This window comes from Micromonospora sp. NPDC004336, from assembly GCF_053602615.1.
In genome coordinates this window covers 1-20,166 of sequence record NZ_JBSGDY010000006.1, presented here as the reverse complement: position 1 = coordinate 20,166, position 20,166 = coordinate 1, and the positions used below count along the sequence as shown (strand labels likewise).

Genomic DNA, 20,166 nt, shown 5'->3' with positions numbered 1-20,166 from the left:
CGCCGGTTGCGCGGCCGGGGCCGGACACGGCAGCGGGGCCGCCCCCGGAGGGACGGCCCCGCTGGTCGCGAGCGGAGGTCGGCTCAGCTGAACGAGTCGCCGCAGGCGCAGGAGTTGCCCGCGTTGGGGTTGTCGATGGTGAAGCCCTGGGCGTCGATGCGGTCGGCGAAGTCGATGGTGGCGCCGGCCAGGTAGGGGGCGCTCATCCGGTCGACGACGACCTCGACGCCGTCGAAGTCGGTGACGACGTCACCGTCGAGCGAGCGCTCGTCGAAGAAGAGCTGGTACCGCAGGCCGGAGCAGCCACCCGGCTGCACGGCGACCCGGAGCCGCAGGTCGTCGCGGCCCTCCTGCTCGATCAGGGCCTTGACCTTCTGCGCCGCGACGTCGGTGAGGACGACGGACGTGGGGGCCTTGGCCTCGGTCGACTCGGTCTGCGCTGGCGTGGTCACGTGAAATCTCCCTGCGCGGTTGGGTCCGGACGCACTGGCCAACATCTCGCGTCGCCCAGTCATTCCCGGTGTGGTCCGCTCCCGATGGTACGCCGCCACGGCCGGCGCCACCCGGCCGCCGTGACGTGGGCCGGCGGGTCACGGCGGCGACGCCGCCCCGGTCAGCGGCTCCACTGCCGGGCCAGGCGGGCGCCGAGCGCCCGCAGCCCCTCGGCCGGGCGCTCCAGCGCGGCGGCCAGCCCGCCGCGCTCCTCGCCCCCGAAGTGCTCGACCAGGCTGTACGCGTCGGTCACCCCCGCCGCGCCGGCCTCCCGTCGGCCGGTGCTGACCTGGCCGGCCAGCACCACGCAGGGCAGGCCCCGGTCCCGGGCCGCGCCGGCGACCCCGGCGACCACCTTGCCGCGCAGCGACTGGTGGTCGAACGAGCCCTCCCCGGTGATCACCAGGTCGACCGTGTCCAGCGCGGCGTCCAGCCCGATCGCGCCGGTCACCAGGCCGATGCCCGACTCGCAGTGCCCGCCGAGCGCCAGGACGGCCGCGCCGATGCCGCCGGCCGCGCCGCCGCCGGGCAGCGCGCCCAGCCGGTCGGGGCAGCCCGGCAGGTCGCGCTCCAGCACGGTCGCGAAGCGCTCCAGCGCGGCGTCGAGCAGCAGCACGGCGGCCCGGTCGGCGCCCTTCTGCGGGCCGAACACGCTGCTCGCCCCGTGCAGGCCGAGCAGCGGGTTGTCCACGTCGGTGGCGGCCACCAGGCGGGCCTCGCGCAGCCGGGGCGTCCCGTCGAGCGCGACCGTGGCGGCCAGCGCCGCGCCGCCGTACGGCAGGGCCCGGCCCGCCTCGTCGAGCGGGGTCACGCCGAGCGCGGTGAGCATCCCCGCGCCGCCGTCGTTGGTGCCGGAGCCACCCAGGCCGATCACCACCGTCCGGGCGCCGGCCTCCACGGCGGCGGCGACCAGCATCCCCAGCCCGTACGACGTGGTGGTCCCCGGGTCGCGCTCGGCGGGGGCGAGCAGGTGCAGGCCGCACGCCTGGGCGCTCTCCAGCCAGGCGGTCGCCCCGTCGTCGGTGAGCAGGATCTCACCGGTCACCGGGCGGCCCAGCGGGTCGACGGTCGGCACCGGCACCCGGCGGCCGCCGAACGCGTCGCCGAGCACGTCGAGGAAGCCGGGGCCGCCGTCGGAGAGGGGTCGGGCGAGCAGGTCGTCGCCCGGGGCCACCTCGTGCCAGCCGGCGGCCACGGCGTCGGCGACCTCCGGGGCCGAGAGGGTGCCGGCGAACTTGTCCGGGCAGAGCAGCACACGCATGCGCAGCAGTGTGGCAGGACACACCGGTGGCGGCTGCGCGCAGGCCGCCCTGTGGGACCATGGGGTACGTGACTTCGACCTGGGTGGAACCCTCCAACACCGCGACGGCACTGCTGCTGCTCGGCCGGGGCAGCGACCCCGCCACCGAGCGCGGCGTCGAGTGTCCGGGCGACCTGCCGGCGCCCAGCGACCCGGACCTGGTGGCCCGGGCGGCGGCGGCGAAGGCGGCGCTGGGCGACAGGGTCTTCGTGCTGGGGCACCACTACCAGCGCGACGAGGTGATCCAGTTCGCCGACGTGACGGGCGACTCGTTCAAGCTGGCCCGCGAGGCGGCGGCCCGCCCCGACGCGGAGTACATCGTCTTCTGCGGCGTGCACTTCATGGCCGAGAGCGCCGACATCCTCACCTCGGCCGCGCAGAAGGTCGTCCTGCCGGACCTGGCCGCCGGCTGCTCGATGGCGGACATGGCGGTGCTGTCGCAGGTCGAGACCGCCTGGGACGTGCTCACCGAGCTGGGCATCGCCGAGCAGACGGTCCCGGTGACCTACATGAACTCCTCGGCCGACATCAAGGGCTTCGTCGGCCGCAACGGGGGCGTGGTCTGCACCTCGTCGAACGCGAAGCGGGCGCTGGACTGGGCGTACCGGCAGGGCTCGAAGGTGCTCTTCCTGCCCGACCAGCACCTGGGCCGCAACACGGCGGTGCTGGAGATGGGCCTCTCGCTGGACGACTGCGTGCTCTACGACCCGCACAAACCGAACGGCGGCCTCACCCCGGAGCAGCTGCGCGACGCCAGGATGATCCTCTGGCGGGGGCACTGCTCGGTGCACGGCCGGTTCACCCTCGACAGCGTCAACGACGTGCGGGAGCGGGTGCCCGGGGTGAACGTGCTGGTCCACCCGGAGTGCCGGCACGAGGTGGTCAACGCCGCCGACCTCGTCGGCTCGACGGAATACATCATCAAGACCATCGAGGCGGCCCCGGCCGGCTCGGCGTGGGCCGTCGGCACCGAGCTGAACCTGGTGCGGCGCCTGGCGCTGGCCCATCCGGACAAGCAGATCATGTTCCTGGACAAGGCGGTCTGCTACTGCTCGACCATGAACCGGATCGACCTGCCCCACCTGGTCTGGGCCCTGGAGGAGCTGGTGGCCGGCCGGGTGGTGAACCAGATCACGGTCGATCCGGACACGGCGCACCACGCCCGGGTGGCGCTGGACCAGATGCTGGCCCTGCCCGGGGCGGACACCCCGCCGGCCACGACGAACTGATGACGCTCGGTAGCGCCACTGGTACGGAAATGGGCCTGATCACCGATTAGTGCCCTCCCGGACGATCTGACCGGGTCCATTTCCGTCACGGAGGGCTATGCTGCCGAGGCGAGGACTCACGCGGGCCGTTTCGACATGGCCGCATTCCGGGTAGCGATGACATCGCGGGCCCACCATCAACACGGCAGCACCGACGCGCTGGAGGTTGCGTTGACCGACGACGTCCTGGTCGTACACGGCGGCACTCCGCTTGAAGGGCGGATCCGCGTGCGCGGCGCGAAGAACCTGGTCTCGAAGGCGATGGTCGCCGCGCTGCTGGGCGACAGCCCGAGCCGACTGTTCGACGTGCCCAAGATCCGCGACGTCGAGGTGGTCCGCGGCCTGCTCGGCCTGCACGGCGTGAAGGTCACCGACGGCGAGGAGGACGGCGAGCTCGTCTTCGACCCGGCGAACGTGGAGAGCGCGAGCACGGACCAGATCAACGTGCACGCGGGCTCCAGCCGGATCCCGATCCTGTTCTGCGGGCCGCTGCTGCACCGCCTCGGCCACGCCTTCATCCCCGACCTGGGCGGCTGCCACATCGGGCCGCGCCCGATCGACTTCCACCTCCAGGCGCTGCGCGAGTTCGGGGCGACGGTCGAGAAGACCCCGGAGGGGCTGCACCTGTCGGCGCCGAACGGGCTGCACGGCACGAAGTTCTCGCTGCCGTACCCGAGCGTCGGGGCCACCGAGCAGGTGCTGCTCACGGCGGTGATGGCCGAGGGCGTCACCGAGCTGCGCAACGCGGCGGTGGAGCCGGAGATCATCGACCTGATCTGCGTCCTGCAGAAGATGGGCGCGATCATCAAGGTGCACACCGACCGGGTGATCGAGATCCAGGGCGTGCCGAGGCTGCACGGCTACACCCACCGGCCGATCCCCGACCGGATCGAGGCCGCGAGCTGGGCGGCGGCGGCGCTGGCGACCCGTGGCCACGTCGAGGTCCTCGGCGCGCAGCAGGCCGACATGATGACCTTCCTGAACGTCTTCCGCTCCGTCGGCGGCGAGTACGAGGTCACCGACGCCCGGCCGCCGAAGCTGGGCGATCCCGGCCAGGAGGGCGGCATCCGGTTCTGGCACCCGGGCGGCGAACTGAAGTCGGTGGCCCTGGAGACCGACGTGCACCCCGGCTTCATGACCGACTGGCAGCAGCCGCTGGTGGTGGCGCTCACCCAGGCCCGGGGCCTGTCCATCGTTCACGAGACGGTCTACGAGCAGCGACTGGGCTACACCGAGGCGCTGAACTCGATGGGCGCGAACATCCAGGTCTACCGGGACTGCCTGGGCGGCACCCCGTGCCGCTTCGGCCGGCGCAACTTCAAGCACTCCGCGGTGATCGCGGGGCCGAGCAAGCTGCACGCCGCCGACCTCGTCATCCCCGACCTGCGGGCCGGTTTCAGCCACCTGATCGCGGCGCTGGCCGCCGAGGGCACCTCCCGGGTCTACGGCGTAGACCTGATCAACCGGGGCTACGAGGACTTCGAGGCGAAGCTCGCCGACCTCGGCGCGCACGTCGAGCGTCCGTAACGTCGACCACTCCGACCGCGCCCGGTGCACCGCGATGTGCACCGGGCGCCGTCGTTTGGCTACCCTTTCCGCGTGCCGTCGCTGTTTCGCCGCAAGTCCACCGACCTCGTCGACGAGGCCGTCACCCCGGTGACCCCCGACGAGGAGTCCTCGACCGTCCAGCCCCGGGGCTACACCCCGAGCAAGAAGGAGCTGGGCAAGGTCACGCCGAAGCGGCCCGGCGCCGGTCGCCGGCCGGCCGGGGCCACCAAGCCGATGACCAAGGAGGAGCAGCGGGAGCGCAAGCGCCAGCTGCGGGCCGAGGCGGCGACGGAGTTCCGCCGCGAGGGCGGCCCCCGCGACCGGGGCCCCGAGCGGCTGCTGGCCCGCAACGTGGTGGACTCCCGGCGTACGGTCGGCACCTGGTTCTTCGGCGGCGCGCTGATCGTGCTGATCGGCTCGAACGCGGCGATGCCCCCGATCGTCCGTCTGGTCTCCAACATCCTCTGGGGCGCGCTCGCCCTGGGCGTGGTCGTCGACTCGTTCCTGATCTCGCGCAAGATCCGGAAGCTGGTCCGGGAGCGCTTCCCGAACACCGGGCAGCGGATGGGCTCGCTCTACCTCTACGCGATCATGAGGTCGATCACCTTCCGCCGGATGCGCGCGCCCGAGCCCCGGGTCAACATCGGCGACCCGGTCTGACCCGCCGCACGAACGGCCCCTTCCGCACCGCGGTGAGGGGCCGTCGTCGTTCGGCGGCGCCCGACACCTTCGCCGTGCTGGTGATGGAGCACCCCTGACCGGCTCAGCTCCCCCGGTAGAGCCGGGCCACGACGTCCTCGATGTCGGGCTCGACGATGGAGACGTCCCGCAGCGTGCCCAGCACGGCCAGCGCCGACACCACCTCCGCCACGCCCGCCGACTCCAGCGCGAACTCCAGTCGGCGCCCGTCGGCCGCCACCCGGTGCAGCGGCGCGCCGGCCAGCACCGGCGGCTCCGGCAGCGGGGCCTCCAGGTCGGCGACGAGCACGCGACGCGAGCCGTACCGCGCGTGCAGCGCCGCGATCGACCCGTCGTGCACCACCCGGCCGTGGTCGACGACCACCAGCCGGCGGCAGAGCCGCTCGATGTCGGCCAGGTCGTGCGTGGTGAGTACCAGCGTGGTGTCCCCCGCCCGGCCCAGCTCGCCGAGGAAGCCGCGGACGGCCTGCCTGCTCACCACGTCCAGGCCGATCGTGGGCTCGTCGAGGAAGAGCACCTCCGGGCCGTGCAGCAGGGCGGCCGTCAGCTCGCCGCGCATCCGCTGGCCGAGGGAGAGCTGCCGGACCGGGACGTCCAGGAAGGCGTCCAGGTCGAGCAGGCTCCGGCAGCGGCGCAGCCGGGCGGCGTGCGCGGCGGCCGGCACCCGGTAGACGTGCCGCAGCAGCGCGAACGACTCGCGCAGCGGCAGGTCCCACCAGAGCTGGGAGCGCTGGCCGAAGACCACGCCGACGCGCAGCGCGAGCCGGGTGCGCTGGGCGACGGGGCGCAGGCCGCAGACGCGTACCTCGCCGGCGGAGGGCGTCAGCACGCCGGTGAGCATCTTGAGCGTCGTCGACTTGCCGGCGCCGTTGGGCCCGATGTAGCCGAGCGTCTCGCCCCGCGGCACCCGCAGGTCGACCCCGTCGACGGCGGTGACCCGCCGCTTCTCCCGGCGCAGCCGGCCGGCGCGCACCCGGACGGTGAACTCCTTGCGCAGCCCGTCGGCCACGATGACGTCGTCGCTCACGACCCCGTACTCCGGTAGTGGCGGACCCCGGTGCGCCAGGCCGCCGCGGCCCCGGCGGCGGCGACCAGCGCGACGGCCGGCGCGGCCCAGCCGACCCAGGCCGGCAGGCCGAGCGGGTCGGCGCGGCCGAGCAGCGCCAGCGCCGGGTGGTAGCTGACGAAGGCGAAGCCCAGGCCGTACGCGAACACCGCGCGGAACCAGCCGCCGAAGACGGTGACGGGGTACGAGGTGAAGTCCCGGCCGCCGTAGGTGACCGAGTTCGCCAGTTCGCCCGAGTCGACCCACCAGAACGACACGGTGGCGGTGGCGACGAAGACGGCCCCGAAGAAGACGACGCCGGCCAGCGGGGCGACGACCACCAGCGCCGCCCGGGCGGGGGTCCACTCGATGCCGGCCGAACGGACCGCGACGACCAGCACGGCGAGCCCGAAGACGGCGCGGGACGCCTTGCGCAGCGGCAGGTCCATGAGCAGCAGCTGCGGCAGCGCGCCGAGCGGGCGGACCAGCACGGCGTCGAACAGCCCCGTGCGCACGTAGCGGGGCAGCCGCTCGATGTTGCCGACCAGCAGGTCGGCGGTGGCGAACGCGCAGGTCGACAGGCCGACGATCACCAGCGTCTCGCGGAGCGTGAAGCCGCCCAGCTCCCGGGTCACCCCGAAGATCACCAGCACGGTGAGCACGTCGAAGACGGTGGACCCGACGTTGCCCACCACGTCGATCACGAAGGAGGTCCGGTACGCCGTCTGCGACCGCGCCTGCGCCCCGAGCAGCGCCCGGTACGCGGCCAGCGCCCCGCCCGCGCGACCCGGCGCGGCCGCCCCGTCAGCCACCCTGCACCACCAGGCGGCGTTCGGCGCGGCGCTGCACCAGCCGGCAGGCGGCCAGGATCAGCGCCGCCCAGGCGAGCTGAAGACCGACCAGCCCGGCCTGGACGGCGGGCGGGTCCCGCTCGACGAGCACGTCGAGCGGCGTCTGCAGCAGGCCCGGGAAGGGGGTGCCCAGCCAGAGCGCGTGCTGGAGCCACTCCGGCAGGAAGCGCAGCGGGAAGTAGAGCCCGGCGAGCACGCCGGAGGCGAGGGTCCAGAGGATCATCGGGCCCCGGACGTCCTGCAACCAGTACGCGGTCGCGTTGACCAGGAACCGGCAGCCGAAGCAGAGCACCACGGCGACGACGGCGGAGAGCGCGAAGAGCGGCAGGGTGGACCAGCGGTGGGGCAGGTACACCTCGAAGAAGACCGGCCCGACCAGCACCGGCGGGAGCAGCCGGACCAGCGCGGCGTGGCCGGCCCGCCCCAGGTCGGCGGCGAGGTAGCTGGTCACCGGGTGCACCGGCCGGAGCAGGTCGGCGGCGACGTCGCCGGTGCGGATCCGGTCGGCCAGCTCCGTCCACCAGAGCAGGACGACGGCGAGCAGGCCCTGGCCCACCCAGACGAACGTGGCGAGCTGACCGCGGTCGTAGCCGGCCACCGTGCCGGCGGCGCCGGCCGCGGCGAGCAGCACGTAGCAGCGCAGGAAGCCGAAGACGGTGTTGGTGACGACACCCGCCACGGTCGCCTGCCGATACGTGGCGTAACGTCGGAAACCTGATCCGGCTATAGCCCTAAATGTCCGGAACCATGGGATAACGTTTGAGGTGGTGGGCGGTGCCACAGTGGCGGTGAGCGAGCCCACGCCGCTACCCTCCTTCCGCAGCCACGCCATGCCGGGACGGGCGACTCTACCGGCACGTGGGGCGCCCAGCGCGACAATTTCCAACGAGGTGACATCGCCGTGAGCGAGCGGACGCGAGCCGGCCACCGGGGCGCCGCCGTGAGCGGGCGGACGCGAGCCGGTGACCCCGGCGCGCCCGCTCACCGACGGTGCGCCGCGGCCGTTCCGCTCACCCGCCGTGGCGACAGGTCCTTCGGATGAGCCGCTACGCCGACCGGTGGCACGACTCCGCCGAGCCGTCCTGGATGGTCGAGCCGACCACCGAGTGGCAGCCGCAGTTCCCGGGCCAGCGCTACCCGGGCGACATCGGCGTCCAGTACGCCCCGCCGCCCGCGCCCCGGGGACGGGCGGCGGTCGTCGGCCGCGCCGAGGTGCCCCCGCTCGCCCCGACCCGGCCCGACGGCACCTACCTCGGCCGCTCCTGGGACGACGAGCCCGAGGGCCGGGCCGGTCGGCAGGACGGCTGGCACGGCCGGCAGGACGGCCCCGACGGCCGGCGGCGCGACGACGAGCCGTACCGCCGCCACGCGGAGCCGGCCTGGCCCGACGACCGGCAGCCGCCCCACCGGCAGGAGCCGCCGCACCGCAACGCGCGGGACGGCTACGACGGCTCCGGCCGGCCCGGCGCGGGCCGCCCCGTCGACCCCGCCCGCCCGCGCGACCACGCCGGCCACGACCGCTACGACCCCCGCCCGCTCCGGCACGAGCCGGCCGGGCGGGACCGCCCCGTCTCCCCCGCCGCCCGTTCCGAGCCGGGCTGGCTCCCCGAGCCGGGCGAGGACCCGCGCCGCCCCTCGGCTTACCAGCGGCCGGACCGCGACCACGGCCCCCGGCCCGAACCCGGCCGCGACGGCCGGTACGACGCCGCCCAGGACGGGCAGCCCCCACGCGGCCAGGGCCAGCGGCCCGAGCGCGACCACGATCGGCGCGCCGACCCGGGCCTCGACCGCCGGCCGGAGACCGGCGACGCCCACCGTACGGACGGGGGCACCCGCCGGCCCCGCTACCAGTGGGGCACGCCCGGCGAGCGCGTTCCCGACCAGTCGTGGGAGCGGCCCTCCGACGGGCGCGGGGTACGGGCCGCCGACGGGCCGTGGGAGCGCACCGCGTCGGGACAGTGGGAGCGGCGCGCGGAGCGGTCCGACGAGCGCGCCCCGGCCGGACGCGACCACGAACCGGGCGTACCCGCCGAGGGGTGGCAGCGGGCCGACCGGGCCCCGCACGGCCAGCCGTACGGCGGGGAGCGGCGGCAGCCGGAGCCGGACGAGCGGTGGCAGGCGCGCGAGGCCGCGGCGTACCCGCAGCGCCGCCCCCACGAGACCACCCGGCCCGAGGCGTACCGGGAACCCGAGGCGTACCGGGAGCCGCGCGCCCACCCGCAGCAGGACGGCAGGCTGCCCTGGCCGCCGCCCGGCCCGGTGCGGCCGGGCTTCGACCCGGCCGCCGCCCGCCGCCCCGAACCGCACCCCGAGGACCGGCGGCCGGCCGACCGCCCCCACCACGGCGGCCCTCGGGAGGCCGCCGTGCCGCCGGCCCAGCCCCGGCACGACGAACGACGCCCGTACCCACCTCCGGGTCGGGGTGTCGCCGGCAACGACCGCCCGACCTCCGGCGCACCCACCTCCGGCGCGCCGGTCTCGGGGCCGCCGGGCTTCGTCACCCCGCGTGCCGACGTTCCGGTCCCCGGCCGGCCGGTCTCCCCCGCCCCGTACCGGGACGCTCCGCCCGTCGACCGGCCCGCCACGACCGCTGCGCCTCGCGACCTGCCCGTGTCACCGGCCGGGCCCGTCGTCGGGCAGGTCTCGCCCGCCGGCCCCGTCCCGGGCCGCCCCGTGGCGCCGGCGAACCCGGCCGCCGGCCGCCCGGTCTCCCCGGCCGGCCCCGCCCCCGACCGACCCGTCTCCCCAGCCGGCCCGGCCGCCAGCCGACCCATCTCCCCAGCCGGCCCCGCCCCTGATCGCCCCATCTCCCCGGCCAGCCCTGACCTCGGCCGCCCCGTCTCACCCGCCGGCCCCGCCCCCGACCGACCCATCTCCCCAGCCGGCCCCGCCGCCAGCCGGCCCGTCTCACCCGCCGGCCCGTTCAGGGGGGACGCGGCGCCGCCCCCGCACCCGGCCGCCGCCCGACCCGTGCCGGCTGCGGGCGCGACCACCAGCCGGCCGGTGTCGCCAGCGGGCCCGACCGCCGGTCCACCCGTCGCACCGGCAGACGCGCTGAGCGGTGACGCGACACCGCCGCCGATCCCGACCACCGGTCGACCCGCCGCCCCACCGGAACCCGTCGGCGGACAGCCGGCCGCCCGGCCTCGGCCACCCGTGCCCACCGCCGAGGAGGGCTTCCGATCCGGCGGAGAGACGCCGCGCCCCGCTTCCGACGACGACGTGCCGGTCTCGACACCGCCCGCCGCCCGGCTGCGCCTGGAGTTCCTGCCGGCGCCGGAGGCCACGTCCAGCCCGGTGACCGGCGGCGGAAGGGACGTGGCTTTCGATGGACGCCCGGCCCCGGCGCGTCCCGCCCAGCCCGACGTTCCGGCGCCGCGCCCGGGCGCCGAACCCGTGGCCGGGAACCCGGCCGCCACGCCGCCCGTCGACCGCCCGGTGGCGAGGCCGGCCGTCGCGCCGGTGGACCGCGCTGCGGCGGACCCGTCCGAGGTACCCGCGCCGTCGATGTCGCTCGCGCCGGGCATGCCCCGGGTGTACGTCCCGCCGTCGCCGAGCGAAGCGCCGGCACCGGCGGCACCGCCCCGGCCCGAGCCGCCCGCCCCCAGCGGCCCGGACGCCTGGTTCCGCCCCTCCAAGCCGGTGACGCCGCCGGCCGGGTCGGCCGACGCCCGTCCCGCCGAGCCGCCGCCGGCCGAATCGGCCCAGGCCCGCCCCGCCGACCCGCCGGCGGCCGGGTCGGCCGACGCTCGTCGCGGCGACGCGCCGCCGGCCGGGTCGGCCCAGGCCCGTCCCGCCGACGCGGCGAATCCCTACCTCGATCCGCCGGTGCCGGAACCCGCGCAGGACGGTCACGCATCGGCCGAGCTCCGCCGCGACCGTCCCGCTGCTCAGACCGCGACCGCACCAGCGCCGCCGGCGCCGGAATCGACGCCGGTCGGTGCAGCGATGTCCGGGCCGCCCGCCGGACCGGTTTCCGCGCCGCCCACGCCCGCGTCGGTCGCTCCCGCCCACCCGAGCGGTCCGGTCGCCACGGCGTCGACGGCGTTCACCGGCCCGTCGATTCCGGCAGCACCCGTCCCGCCCCGGCCGGCACCGCCGGCTCAGCCCGAACCGGTGCCCTCGGCGCAGCCCGAACCGGTGCCGAGCGCACTGTCGGCTCCGGGACCGTCCCCGTCGCCTCCCGTCGATGACCTCGCTGTCGCTGCTCGGAGCGGAGACTCGGACGGGCTTCCGGGCACGCCGGCCCCCGTGCCACCGGCCGTCGCGCCCGCTCCGCACGGGCCGCTGCATCCGGCTCCGGCGACCAGGACCGTGCCGAACGAGCCGGCCGCCGTGCCGCCGGACGCCGTGGCCGCCCCGGACGTGGCCGCCTCGGAGGAGCCGGTTTCCGCACCACTGGTCGGCGTGACCGCTCCGACCCCGGCCCCACCGGCCGCGTCGGGGTCGGTGCCGCCCGTCGCCCGTCCGGTCCCGCCACCGCCGATCGGGCCGGTGTCCGGCCCGGCACCGGAACATGTCGACGTCACCTCGACCGCGCCGGCCGACCTCCCGGCGGACCGTTCCGGACGCGCCGCCCCGGCGCACCCCCTGCCGACGCCTGCCCCGGACGCGCCCGCCGCACCGCCGTCCGACCCGGACCCGGCGGCCCCGTCCACCCTCGGCACCCGCACCGCGACCGCAGCCGAGCCCACCGGTGGAACACCATGGCTGTCACCGAGGCGTCTCGACCTCCATGACGTTCCACCCGAGGCGACGAGTCCGCCGCCGGTGTCCGCGCCAACCGCCAACCCGGCGCCGCTGGCACCCGAGCCAACCGCCGAGCCGCTGCCGTCGGTGTCCGTGCCGGCCGACGACGCGACGCCGCCGGTATCGGTGCCAACCGCCGAGCCGGTGCCGTCGGTGTCCGTGCCGGCCGACGACGCGGCGCCGCCGGTGCCCGTGCCACCGGCCGACCTGGGGGTCCCGTCGCCCGCACCGTCCGTTGCTGCGGACCGATCGGTCTTCGCGCCGCTCAACGGCGTGGCGGCGCAGGCACCGCCGACGTCGGCTCCCACGAGCACCGAGCCGTCGCCGGGACCGGTCGATCCGGGCGGCGTCGCCGCAGCGGGCGCCGACACCAGCGCACCCGCTGGTGCCGCCCCGGCCGCACCGGCCCCGACCGCGCCACCACCGGCTGCGTCCGAACCACCCGGCCGAGCGGTTTTCGCACCCACGGCCATGCCCACCGTGCAGCCCACCTCCGCGCCGCCCCCAGCCACCTCGGCGCGGACGGTAACCGTGCCGCCCGCCCCGCCTGCCTTCGCGCCGTCGGTGCCCGCGTCATCCGTTGCCGAGTCGGAGACGCCACCCCCGCCGCCCGTGTCGCCACCACCCGCCGCCGCACCAGCCGTTCCGGTGCCACCCACGTCCGCACCGCCCGCCCCGGCGGCACCTGTGGTCGCACCGCTCGCCGCCGCATCGGCCGACTCTGCGTCGCCCGTGTCCGGGCCACCGGCCGCCGCACCGGACACCACCGCAGCGGTCGCCTCGGCAGCACCCTCCGTGCTGGCAACCGTCCCCACGCCGCCCGTGTCGGCACCGCCAGCCCCCGCGCCGGACGTTCCGGCACCGCCGGCCTCCGCGCCGGACGTTCCGGCACCGCCGGCCCCCGCGCCGGACGTTCCGGCAACGCCGGCCCCGGCCGCGCCCGGGTCGTCGTCACCCACTCCCGCATCGGCCGTCCCGGCGCCGCCGGGGTCGGGAACGCCGGTCTGCGCACCACCCACCAACGCACCGGTCGCCCCGGCGGCACCCCCCGTGGCGGCAGCGCCCGCGCCCCCCGCCCCGGAGCCACCGACCTCCACGCCGGACGTTCCGGCACCACCGGCCCCGGCGGCGCCCGCTCCGCACGCGTCGGCCGTCTCCACGCCGCCGGCGGCGCCGGCTCCGCCGACCACCACGGAACAGCACCGACCAGTCACCACGCCCACCGACGAACGACGCGAACCGACCGCCGCGGAACAGCACCGACCGGTCACCACGCCCACCGACGAGCGGCGCGAACCGGCCACCACGGAACGACGCGAACCGGCCACCACGGAACGGCGCGAACCGGCCGGCGCGGAGCGGCGTGAGACGGTACGCGGCCCGGAGTCCCGCCGGCCGGAGACGCGGGACGCCGACCGGGCGGCTGCGCCGCGGCAGACGGACGAAACACCCCGGCCGACACAGGGTGACCCCGAGCAGGTGCTGGCGACCTACCGCTGGCGGCTCGACCCGGAGACCCTGCGGGAGGTGGTGGACGAGCCGGACGAGTTCCGTACGATCCGGCGACGCCTCACCGAGAAGCTGGGCGCAGCCGTCGACAACCGTTCGCGCGCCCGGCTGCTGAGCCTGCGGGCGGTGGTCTCCCGGCTGCTCGGCGAGCTGGACGACGCGCTCGCCGACGGCCGGCTCGCCCTCACGTACGCGGAGGCCACCGGCGAGCTGCGGCGCACGGCGGTGGCCCAGGCGCGGCTGGCGCACGTGCTGCGGTGGCGCGGTGAGTTCGCGGAGGCCGACCGGCTCTTCGCCGAGGCGAACTCGACCGAGCTGCCCGACCGGCTGCGCGCGGCGCTGCACGAGCACGCGGGGCGGTCCTGCTACGACCAGGGCCGGCTGATGGAGGCGTGCCACCACTTCGAGCGTGCCCTCGACCTGCGCGGCGACGGTGACCCGGAGCTTCAGGCACGGATCCGGCTCAGTCTGGACGCCGTCGCGGAGCGGGTGGCGGAGACGGGCTTCGGGCCGTACCCCCGCAGCCGGGAAGAGGTGCTGGAGCGCGACCGACCCCCGGTGCCGGCACGCGACGGCGACCTGTGGGGTTTCGCCGACCCGAACGGCGACATGGTCGTCGCGGCCGAGTACGCCGAGGCGCAGTCGTTCCGTGAGGGGCTGGCCTGGGTGCGGCGGCCGGAGACCGAGCGGTGGTCGCTGGTCGACCTCACCGGCGCCACCGTGCTGGAGCCGTCGTACCCGGTGGTCCGCCCGTTCACCGACGGGCTGGCCTGGGTCTCCGACGGCGCCTCCGGTTGGGTGGCGATCGACGCCGCCGGCGAGGTGATCGTGCCGCACGGCTTCGCGGACGTACGCCCGTTCCACCGTGGCGTGGCCGTGGTCCGGCGGGAGGGCTGGGGCGCGGTCGACACCAACGGCCGGATCGTGGTGCCCACCCGCTACCACGGCTTCGCCACCGTCCTGGCCGACGGCCGCTACGTCGACGGCTTCACCGACGAGGGCCTGGCCGTGGTGGACGTGGCCGGCCGGCGGGGCGTCGTGGACCGGACGGGCAAGGTGCTGGTGCCGCCCACCCATCCGGCGGTGGTCATCCACCCGGTCGCGTTCCTGGTCGACGACGGCACCGGGCACTGGGGAGCGCTCGACCGGCGGGGCGAGCCGCTGATCGACCCGGTGCACCGCGACCGCGACGAGGTCGTCGCCGAGATCGAGCGGCTGCTCGCCGACACCCATCCCGTGCTCTGAGCCGCGTCCCCGGCCGGTCATGATCGGTCGGAGTAGGGTCGGCGGCATGGAATTCCGTCACCTGGGCCGCTCCGGCCTGTTGGTCAGCGAGATCTCGTACGGCAACTGGATCACCCACGGCTCGCAGGTGGAGGAGGACGCGGCGTTCGCCTGCGTCCGGGCCGCCCTGGACGCCGGCATCACCACCTTCGACACGGCCGACGTGTACGCGGGCACCCGCGCCGAGGACGTGCTGGGTCGCGCGCTGGAGAGCGAGCGGCGCGAGGGGCTGGAGATCTTCACCAAGGTGTACTGGCCCACGGGCCCGGGCCGCAACGACCGGGGCCTGTCCCGCAAGCACATCATGGAGTCGATCAACGGCTCGCTGCGCCGGCTGCGCACCGACTACGTGGACCTCTACCAGGCCCACCGGTACGACTACAGCACGCCGCTGGAGGAGACGATGGAGGCGTTCGCCGACGTCGTGCACTCCGGCAAGGCGCTCTACATCGGCGTCTCCGAGTGGAAGGCGTCGCAGATCCGCGAGGCGCACCAGCTCGCCCGGGAGCTGCGCATCCCGCTGGTCTCCAACCAGCCGCAGTACTCGATGCTCTGGCGGGTCATCGAGTCCGAGGTGGTCCCGACCAGCGAGGAGCTGGGCGTCGGGCAGATCGTCTGGTCGCCGATCGCGCAGGGCGTGCTCTCCGGCAAGTACCTGCCGGGCCAGCCGCCGCCGGCCGGTTCCCGCGCCACCGACGAGAAGTCGGGTGCGGGCTTCATCGCGAAGTTCATGACCGACGACGTGCTGACGCGGGTGCAGCGGCTCAAGCCGCTCGCGGAGCAGGCCGGCCTGAGCATGGCGCAGCTCGCCATCGCCTGGGTGCTGCAGAACCCGAACGTCTCCTCGGCGATCGTCGGCGCGTCCCGCCCGGAGCAGGTGCACGACAACGTCAAGGCCGCCGGCGTGCGGCTCGACGCCGGCCTGCTCAAGGCGATCGACGAGATCATCGACCCGATCGTGGAGCGCGACCCGGCGCGGACCGAGTCCCCCGCCGAGCGCCCCTGACCCACCCCGGTTCCCGGCCGGCCCCCGCACGGGACCGGCCGGGGCCGCATCGGGACCGGCCGGGGCTGCGGGCTGCCGGGCCTGGCCGGAGCGGCGGCTGCCGGGCCTGGTCGGGGCGGCGGCTGCCGGGCCTGGTCCGGTCTGTCGGGGCCGGGGCCGCCGGGGAGGCTCCCGGGGAGTCAGCCCTGCCAGAAGCGGATCAGGTCCAGGCCCAGGGCGTAGAGCCACGGCGGCAGGCCGAGGAAGTCGCCCACGGCGAAGACCGCCCCGAAGAACCAGTCGCTGAGCCGCGGGTTCCACAGCAGCGCGAACAGCAGGATGAAGCCGAACGGGGCGAACAGGTCGTACATCCTGCGCCACTGCGCGTTCAGCCACGGCTGGATCATGTTGCCGCCGTCGAGGCCGGGCACCGGCAGCAGGTTGAGCACGCTGGCCGTGAGCTGGAGGAACGCCAGCAACGCCACGGCCGCCCAGAACTCCACCGGCCCGCCGCCGCCCGCGCCGAGGCGTACGGCGACCACCAGGACCAGCGTGAACAGCACGTTGGTGGCCGGGCCGGCGAGGCTGACCAGGGTGTGCCGCAGCCGCCCGGGGATGGCGTGCCGGTCCACCCAGACGGCCCCGCCGGGCAGGCCGATGCCGCCGAGCAGCACCACCAGCACCGGCAGCCCGATCGACAGCAGCGGGTGGCTGTACTTCAACGGGTTGAGCGTCAGGTAGCCGCGGTGCGCCACGCTGCGGTCGCCGGCCCGGAACGCCACGACCGCGTGGGCGTACTCGTGCAGGCAGAGCGACACCAGCCAGCCGGACACGACGAAGAGGAACACGTCGAGCCGTACGTTGCCGAAGCCGTTCCAGGTCAGCACGCCGCTGGTCACGAAGAGCGCGACCAGGGCCACGAAGACGGGACTGGGCCGGAACGCCGCCCGGGGCACGCCGAGCGTCAGCGGCTCGCTCCCCGGGCGGTCGCCGGCCATCACTCCGCCGGGGGCAGCAGGCTCATGCGGTACTCCACCCGGTCGTCCTCCACGAGCGCGACCGAGGTGACACCGGACGCCGCCAGCTCCCGCCAGGTCTGACCGATCCAGGACTCGGCGTCGGCCTGGCTGCCGAACGACTCCGCCGGACCGTCGACCGACGCGCCGTCCGCGCCCTCGTACCGCCAACTCCACGCCATGCCGCGTCTCCCCTCGCCGCTCCACCGTCCCCGCGACGGACTCCCGCAAGCGTAGTCGGCGGGGCACGGGGCGGCCCGACCTCCGTCCGGCGGACGCGGACCGCCCGGGCGGGACAGGGTTCCCGGCCCGCAGTCGGGGTATGGGCCTCCTGACGCGCGACGGGGCGGTCACGGACCGCAGATCGGGCCGAGGAGGCGACGATGGACGACGAACCGCTGCACGACAAGGACACCGAGGATCTGCGGCGAATAGCGGTCCGGGGCGGCATCGTGGGCGCGGAACGGATGGAGCGGGAGGACCTGCTGGACGCCCTCGTCGCCCGGCCCGGTGAGGGCGCCTGGCAGGAGGACCCGAAGCCGGCGGCGGTCAACCCCAACGACTTCCGGTACCAGGCGCCCCGCTAGGCCGCCGGGCGGCGGAGCACGTCCGGCCCACCCGGTACCGTGGCGCGGTGCTGACTGAAGGAGTTGTGCTCAGCGAGCGTTACCGGCTGGACGCGCGGGTGGGCACCGGCGGCATGGGCGCGGTCTGGCGGTGCACCGACCTGATGCTGGAGCGCGAGGTCGCGGTGAAGGTGCTGCTGCCGGCGCTGTCCGCCGACCCCGAGTTCACCACCCGCTTCCGGGCCGAGGCGCGGATGCTGGCGGCGCTGCGCCACCCGGGCGTGGTCGCGGTGCACGACGTCGGCCTGGCCGCCCTCGCCGACGGCGGCCCCCTGCACTACCTGGTGATGGAGTACGTCGACGGCCGCCCGCTGAGCTCCTGGCTGCGGCGCGCGGGGCGGCTGGATCCGGTCTCGACCATGTCGGTGTTGGCGCAGGCCGCCGACGCCCTGCACGCCGCCCACCTCGCCGGGATCGTGCACCGGGACGTGAAGCCGGGCAACCTGATGGTCAAGTCCGACGGCCGGGTGGTGCTGATGGACTTCGGCATCGCCCGGTCGGGCACGTCGGCGGCCATCACCGCCGCCAACGTGATGCTCGGCACCGCCTCCTACATGTCGCCGGAGCAGGCCGCCAACCAGCCGGTCACCCCGGCGGCGGACGTCTACGCGCTCGGCGCGGTGGCGTACTTCTGCCTGACCGGGCAGCCCCCCTTCGCCGGCGACAACCCGCTCCAGGTGGCGTTGCGGCACGTCAACGAGGCGCCGCCGCCGCTGCCGCCCGGCACCCCGCCGGCGGTCGTGGCGCTGGTGGAGCGGGCGATGGCGAAGCGCCCCGGGGACCGCTTCCCGGACGCGGCGGCGATGGCCGACGCCGCCGCCGGCGCGCGGGAGGCGACCCTGGCCGTGGTCCCCGACTCCGCCCGCCCGCCGTGGGCGATCGCCGGGCCGGGGCCCGCCGTGGAGGCGGGCCCGGCCGGCACCGGCGCCACGCCCGTGACGACCCCTTGGACGGGTCCGGGCGGCGCCCCCGCCACGCCGCCGGGCGGCACCGGCCCGCTCGCCCCGCCGGACCCCTGGGCGCCGCTGCCGCCCGTCACCCCCGTGTCGCGCCCCCCGGCCGCCGACGGCACGCGTCCCGCCGGAACCGGACAGCGGTCGTACCCCGCCGGCGCGCCGTATCCGACCACCGGGTCGCCGGTCCGGCCCGCCGGTCCGGGCTTTCCGGCCGCCGGCGCGTCGTTCCCGCCGGCCGGTGCGCCGCCCGTGCCCGGCGGCGCACCGCTGCCTCCCGGCGGCGGCCCGTTCGGCCACCCGGAGCCCGACACCGTGAGCGGCGCGTGGGGCTCGACGCCGCCGACCCGGGAGGACCCGGTCGGCTCCGGTCCGGTCCGGCGGCGCCGGGCGGCGCTGCTCGGCGCGGCGGCCACCGTCTTCGTGGTGCTGGCCGGGGTGGTGGGCGTGACGGCGCTCTTCTCCGGCGGCGGCCCCGACGGGGGCGACGTGCCGGCGGCGCTGACCGGCGGGACGGCGGAGCAGTCGGCCGCCCCGGCGGGCGGCGAGGGCACGGGCGAGTTCCGCAACCAGACCTCGCCTGCCGCCACCCGCTCGGCGGCCCCGTCGGCGTCCGTCGCCCCGTCGGCCTCGCCGTCCGGTCCCGCCCCCACACCGGGGGGCGACGGCGGCGAGCCCAGCGCCAGCTCGTCGGCGCGACCCGCTTCCAGCCCGACGACCAGCCAGCCGTCGAAGCCGAACCCGTACACGCCGGTCCAGGCGTGCGGCACCGGCTACAAGGTGATCGACTCGGCCACGCTGACCGCCTCGGGCGTCCGCAAGGGCAAGGTCTACCTGCTCTACCACGGCGGCACGGGCGCCAACTGCGTGGTGACGATGAAGGAGTCCGCCGTGGGCACGGCGACCGCCGCCTCGGCCTGGCTGGAGGTGCGGGGGCGGGCGCGCAGCACCGACAGCGGGTCGTTCGCGTACTACGCCGGGCCGGTGCGGGCCAAGGCCGCGGGGGTCTGCGTGAAGTGGGGCGGGTCGACCGGCGGGGCCAGCTACGGCAGCGGCTTCGAGCACTGCGGCTGAGCCCGGCCGCCCGCTCGCCCGTCGCGGGCCGCCCGTGCCGCGCACCTCCGGGGGCCGCGCGCCGGGCGCTGGCTCTAAAGTACGGGCATGTCCGTTGACGGGTGGAACACGGTCCTGGTGCTCGGCGGTATCCGGTCCGGGAAGTCGGAGTTCGCCGAGTCCCTGGTCGCCGAGGCGCCGACGGTGCGCTACGTGGCCACCGCGGCCGACGCGCCCGCCGACGACGCGGAGTGGGCGGCCCGGCTGGCGGCACACCGCGCCCGCCGGCCGGAGACGTGGACGACCGAGGAGACCGCGGCCGACCCGCGTCGGCTGGCGGACGTGATCGCCTCCGCCGGCCCGAACGAGACGCTGCTCGTCGACGACCTCGGCGGTTGGGTGACGGTGCTGCTCGATCCGGCCCACCAGCCGGCCGACGACACCGCCACCATCGCCGAGCTGGCGGCGGCCGTGCGCGCCTGCGCGGCGCGCCTGGTGCTGGTCAGCCCCGAGGTGGGGCTCTCCCTGGTGCCGACCACCCCGCTCGGCAGGGCGTTCACCGACGCGCTCGGCGCGGCCAACCGGGCGGTCGCCGACGCCTGCGACGCGGTGGTGCTGGTGGTCGCCGGCCAGGCGGCGTGGCTGAAGCCGGGCGCGGCGCGGCCGGGCGTCGTCCCGGCCCAGGCGGGGCCGACCCCCCGCGCCCCCGCGGGCGGGCGCGCGGGCGCCCCCACCCGGGCACCGGGCGCGGGCGCCCCGCCCCCCCCGACCGCCCTGGCGCCCCCCCC

General features: G+C 76.3%; 17 protein-coding genes. 8 read left to right on the top strand and 9 right to left on the bottom strand.

Going from position 1 to position 20,166, the window contains the following annotated elements:
- Positions 1 to 83 precede the first annotated feature (83 nt).
- Together erpA and ACWENR_RS02680 are read right to left on the bottom strand one after the other, a co-directional pair.
- The gene (gene erpA / locus ACWENR_RS02685; RefSeq protein WP_091104634.1) at positions 84 to 452 is read right to left on the bottom strand and encodes an iron-sulfur cluster insertion protein ErpA; all 369 of its coding nucleotides are present in this window, start codon (positions 450 to 452) and stop codon (positions 84 to 86) included.
- 161 nt (positions 453 to 613) lie between these two features.
- Positions 614 to 1,753 (bottom strand): glycerate kinase family protein, encoded by a 1,140-nt coding sequence (locus ACWENR_RS02680; RefSeq protein WP_452275328.1) that lies wholly within the window; start codon positions 1,751 to 1,753, stop codon positions 614 to 616.
- Positions 1,754 to 1,821: 68 nt separating this feature from the next.
- Here ACWENR_RS02680 and nadA point away from each other — a divergent pair, with 68 nt between their 5' ends.
- The 3 genes from nadA (at position 1,822) to ACWENR_RS02665 (ending at position 5,268) form a co-directional block, all read left to right on the top strand.
- On the top strand, positions 1,822 to 3,021 hold the full coding sequence (gene nadA / locus ACWENR_RS02675; RefSeq protein WP_452275327.1) for a quinolinate synthase NadA: 1,200 nt from the start codon (positions 1,822 to 1,824) through the stop codon (positions 3,019 to 3,021).
- A gap of 210 nt (positions 3,022 to 3,231) precedes the next feature.
- Positions 3,232 to 4,587, top strand: a complete 1,356-nt coding sequence (murA, locus tag ACWENR_RS02670) for a UDP-N-acetylglucosamine 1-carboxyvinyltransferase (protein ID WP_452275326.1) — start codon at positions 3,232 to 3,234, stop codon at positions 4,585 to 4,587.
- A gap of 72 nt (positions 4,588 to 4,659) precedes the next feature.
- Positions 4,660 to 5,268 carry a DUF3043 domain-containing protein gene (locus ACWENR_RS02665; RefSeq protein WP_452275325.1) on the top strand — a complete coding sequence of 203 codons (609 nt, stop codon included), beginning with the start codon at positions 4,660 to 4,662 and terminating at the stop codon, positions 5,266 to 5,268.
- Positions 5,269 to 5,371: 103 nt separating this feature from the next.
- On the opposite strand, the gene ACWENR_RS02660 is transcribed toward ACWENR_RS02665, so the two are convergent.
- From ACWENR_RS02660 to ACWENR_RS02640, 5 genes are all read right to left on the bottom strand, one after another.
- Positions 5,372 to 6,334, bottom strand: a complete 963-nt coding sequence (locus ACWENR_RS02660; RefSeq protein ID WP_452275324.1) for an ABC transporter ATP-binding protein — start codon at positions 6,332 to 6,334, stop codon at positions 5,372 to 5,374.
- On the bottom strand, positions 6,331 to 7,164 hold the full coding sequence (locus ACWENR_RS02655) for an ABC transporter permease (RefSeq protein WP_452275323.1): 834 nt from the start codon (positions 7,162 to 7,164) through the stop codon (positions 6,331 to 6,333). Before ACWENR_RS02655 ends, ACWENR_RS02660 begins: the two co-directional genes overlap by 4 nt.
- Entirely contained in the window at positions 7,157 to 8,005 is an 849-nt protein-coding gene (locus tag ACWENR_RS02650) for an ABC transporter permease (protein WP_452275380.1), read from the bottom strand. The genes ACWENR_RS02655 and ACWENR_RS02650 overlap by 8 nt, the downstream gene beginning before the upstream one ends.
- Before the next feature lie 179 nt (positions 8,006 to 8,184).
- Entirely contained in the window at positions 8,185 to 9,018 is an 834-nt protein-coding gene (locus tag ACWENR_RS02645) for a hypothetical protein (protein WP_452275322.1), read from the bottom strand.
- Between the two features lie 2,075 nt (positions 9,019 to 11,093).
- Positions 11,094 to 11,255 (bottom strand): hypothetical protein, encoded by a 162-nt coding sequence (locus tag ACWENR_RS02640; RefSeq protein WP_452275321.1) that lies wholly within the window; start codon positions 11,253 to 11,255, stop codon positions 11,094 to 11,096.
- A 1,168-nt stretch (positions 11,256 to 12,423) separates the two neighbouring features.
- On the opposite strand from ACWENR_RS02640, the gene ACWENR_RS02635 reads away from it, so the two are divergent.
- Positions 12,424 to 14,706 carry a WG repeat-containing protein gene (locus ACWENR_RS02635; protein WP_452275320.1) on the top strand — a complete coding sequence of 761 codons (2,283 nt, stop codon included), beginning with the start codon at positions 12,424 to 12,426 and terminating at the stop codon, positions 14,704 to 14,706.
- Between the two features lie 46 nt (positions 14,707 to 14,752).
- Positions 14,753 to 15,751 carry an aldo/keto reductase family protein gene (locus ACWENR_RS02630; RefSeq protein ID WP_452275319.1) on the top strand — a complete coding sequence of 333 codons (999 nt, stop codon included), beginning with the start codon at positions 14,753 to 14,755 and terminating at the stop codon, positions 15,749 to 15,751.
- A gap of 179 nt (positions 15,752 to 15,930) precedes the next feature.
- On the opposite strand, the gene ACWENR_RS02625 is transcribed toward ACWENR_RS02630, so the two are convergent.
- Together ACWENR_RS02625 and ACWENR_RS02620 are read right to left on the bottom strand one after the other, a co-directional pair.
- Entirely contained in the window at positions 15,931 to 16,728 is a 798-nt protein-coding gene (locus ACWENR_RS02625) for a site-2 protease family protein (protein ID WP_452275318.1), read from the bottom strand.
- Complete coding sequence (locus ACWENR_RS02620; protein WP_452275317.1) at positions 16,728 to 16,928, bottom strand: hypothetical protein; 201 nt, start codon at positions 16,926 to 16,928, stop codon at positions 16,728 to 16,730. The genes ACWENR_RS02625 and ACWENR_RS02620 overlap by 1 nt, the downstream gene beginning before the upstream one ends.
- A 201-nt stretch (positions 16,929 to 17,129) precedes the next feature.
- On the opposite strand from ACWENR_RS02620, the gene ACWENR_RS02615 reads away from it, so the two are divergent.
- The 3 genes from ACWENR_RS02615 to cobU all read left to right on the top strand — a co-directional run.
- On the top strand, positions 17,130 to 17,333 hold the full coding sequence (locus tag ACWENR_RS02615) for a hypothetical protein (RefSeq protein ID WP_452275316.1): 204 nt from the start codon (positions 17,130 to 17,132) through the stop codon (positions 17,331 to 17,333).
- 47 nt (positions 17,334 to 17,380) lie between these two features.
- Positions 17,381 to 19,399: a protein kinase domain-containing protein gene (locus ACWENR_RS02610; protein ID WP_452275315.1), complete on the top strand. Its 2,019-nt coding sequence runs from the start codon at positions 17,381 to 17,383 to the stop codon at positions 19,397 to 19,399.
- An 87-nt stretch (positions 19,400 to 19,486) separates the two neighbouring features.
- The coding region (gene cobU, locus ACWENR_RS02605) for a bifunctional adenosylcobinamide kinase/adenosylcobinamide-phosphate guanylyltransferase (protein WP_452275314.1) at positions 19,487 to 20,166 on the top strand (680 nt) is incomplete at its 3' end.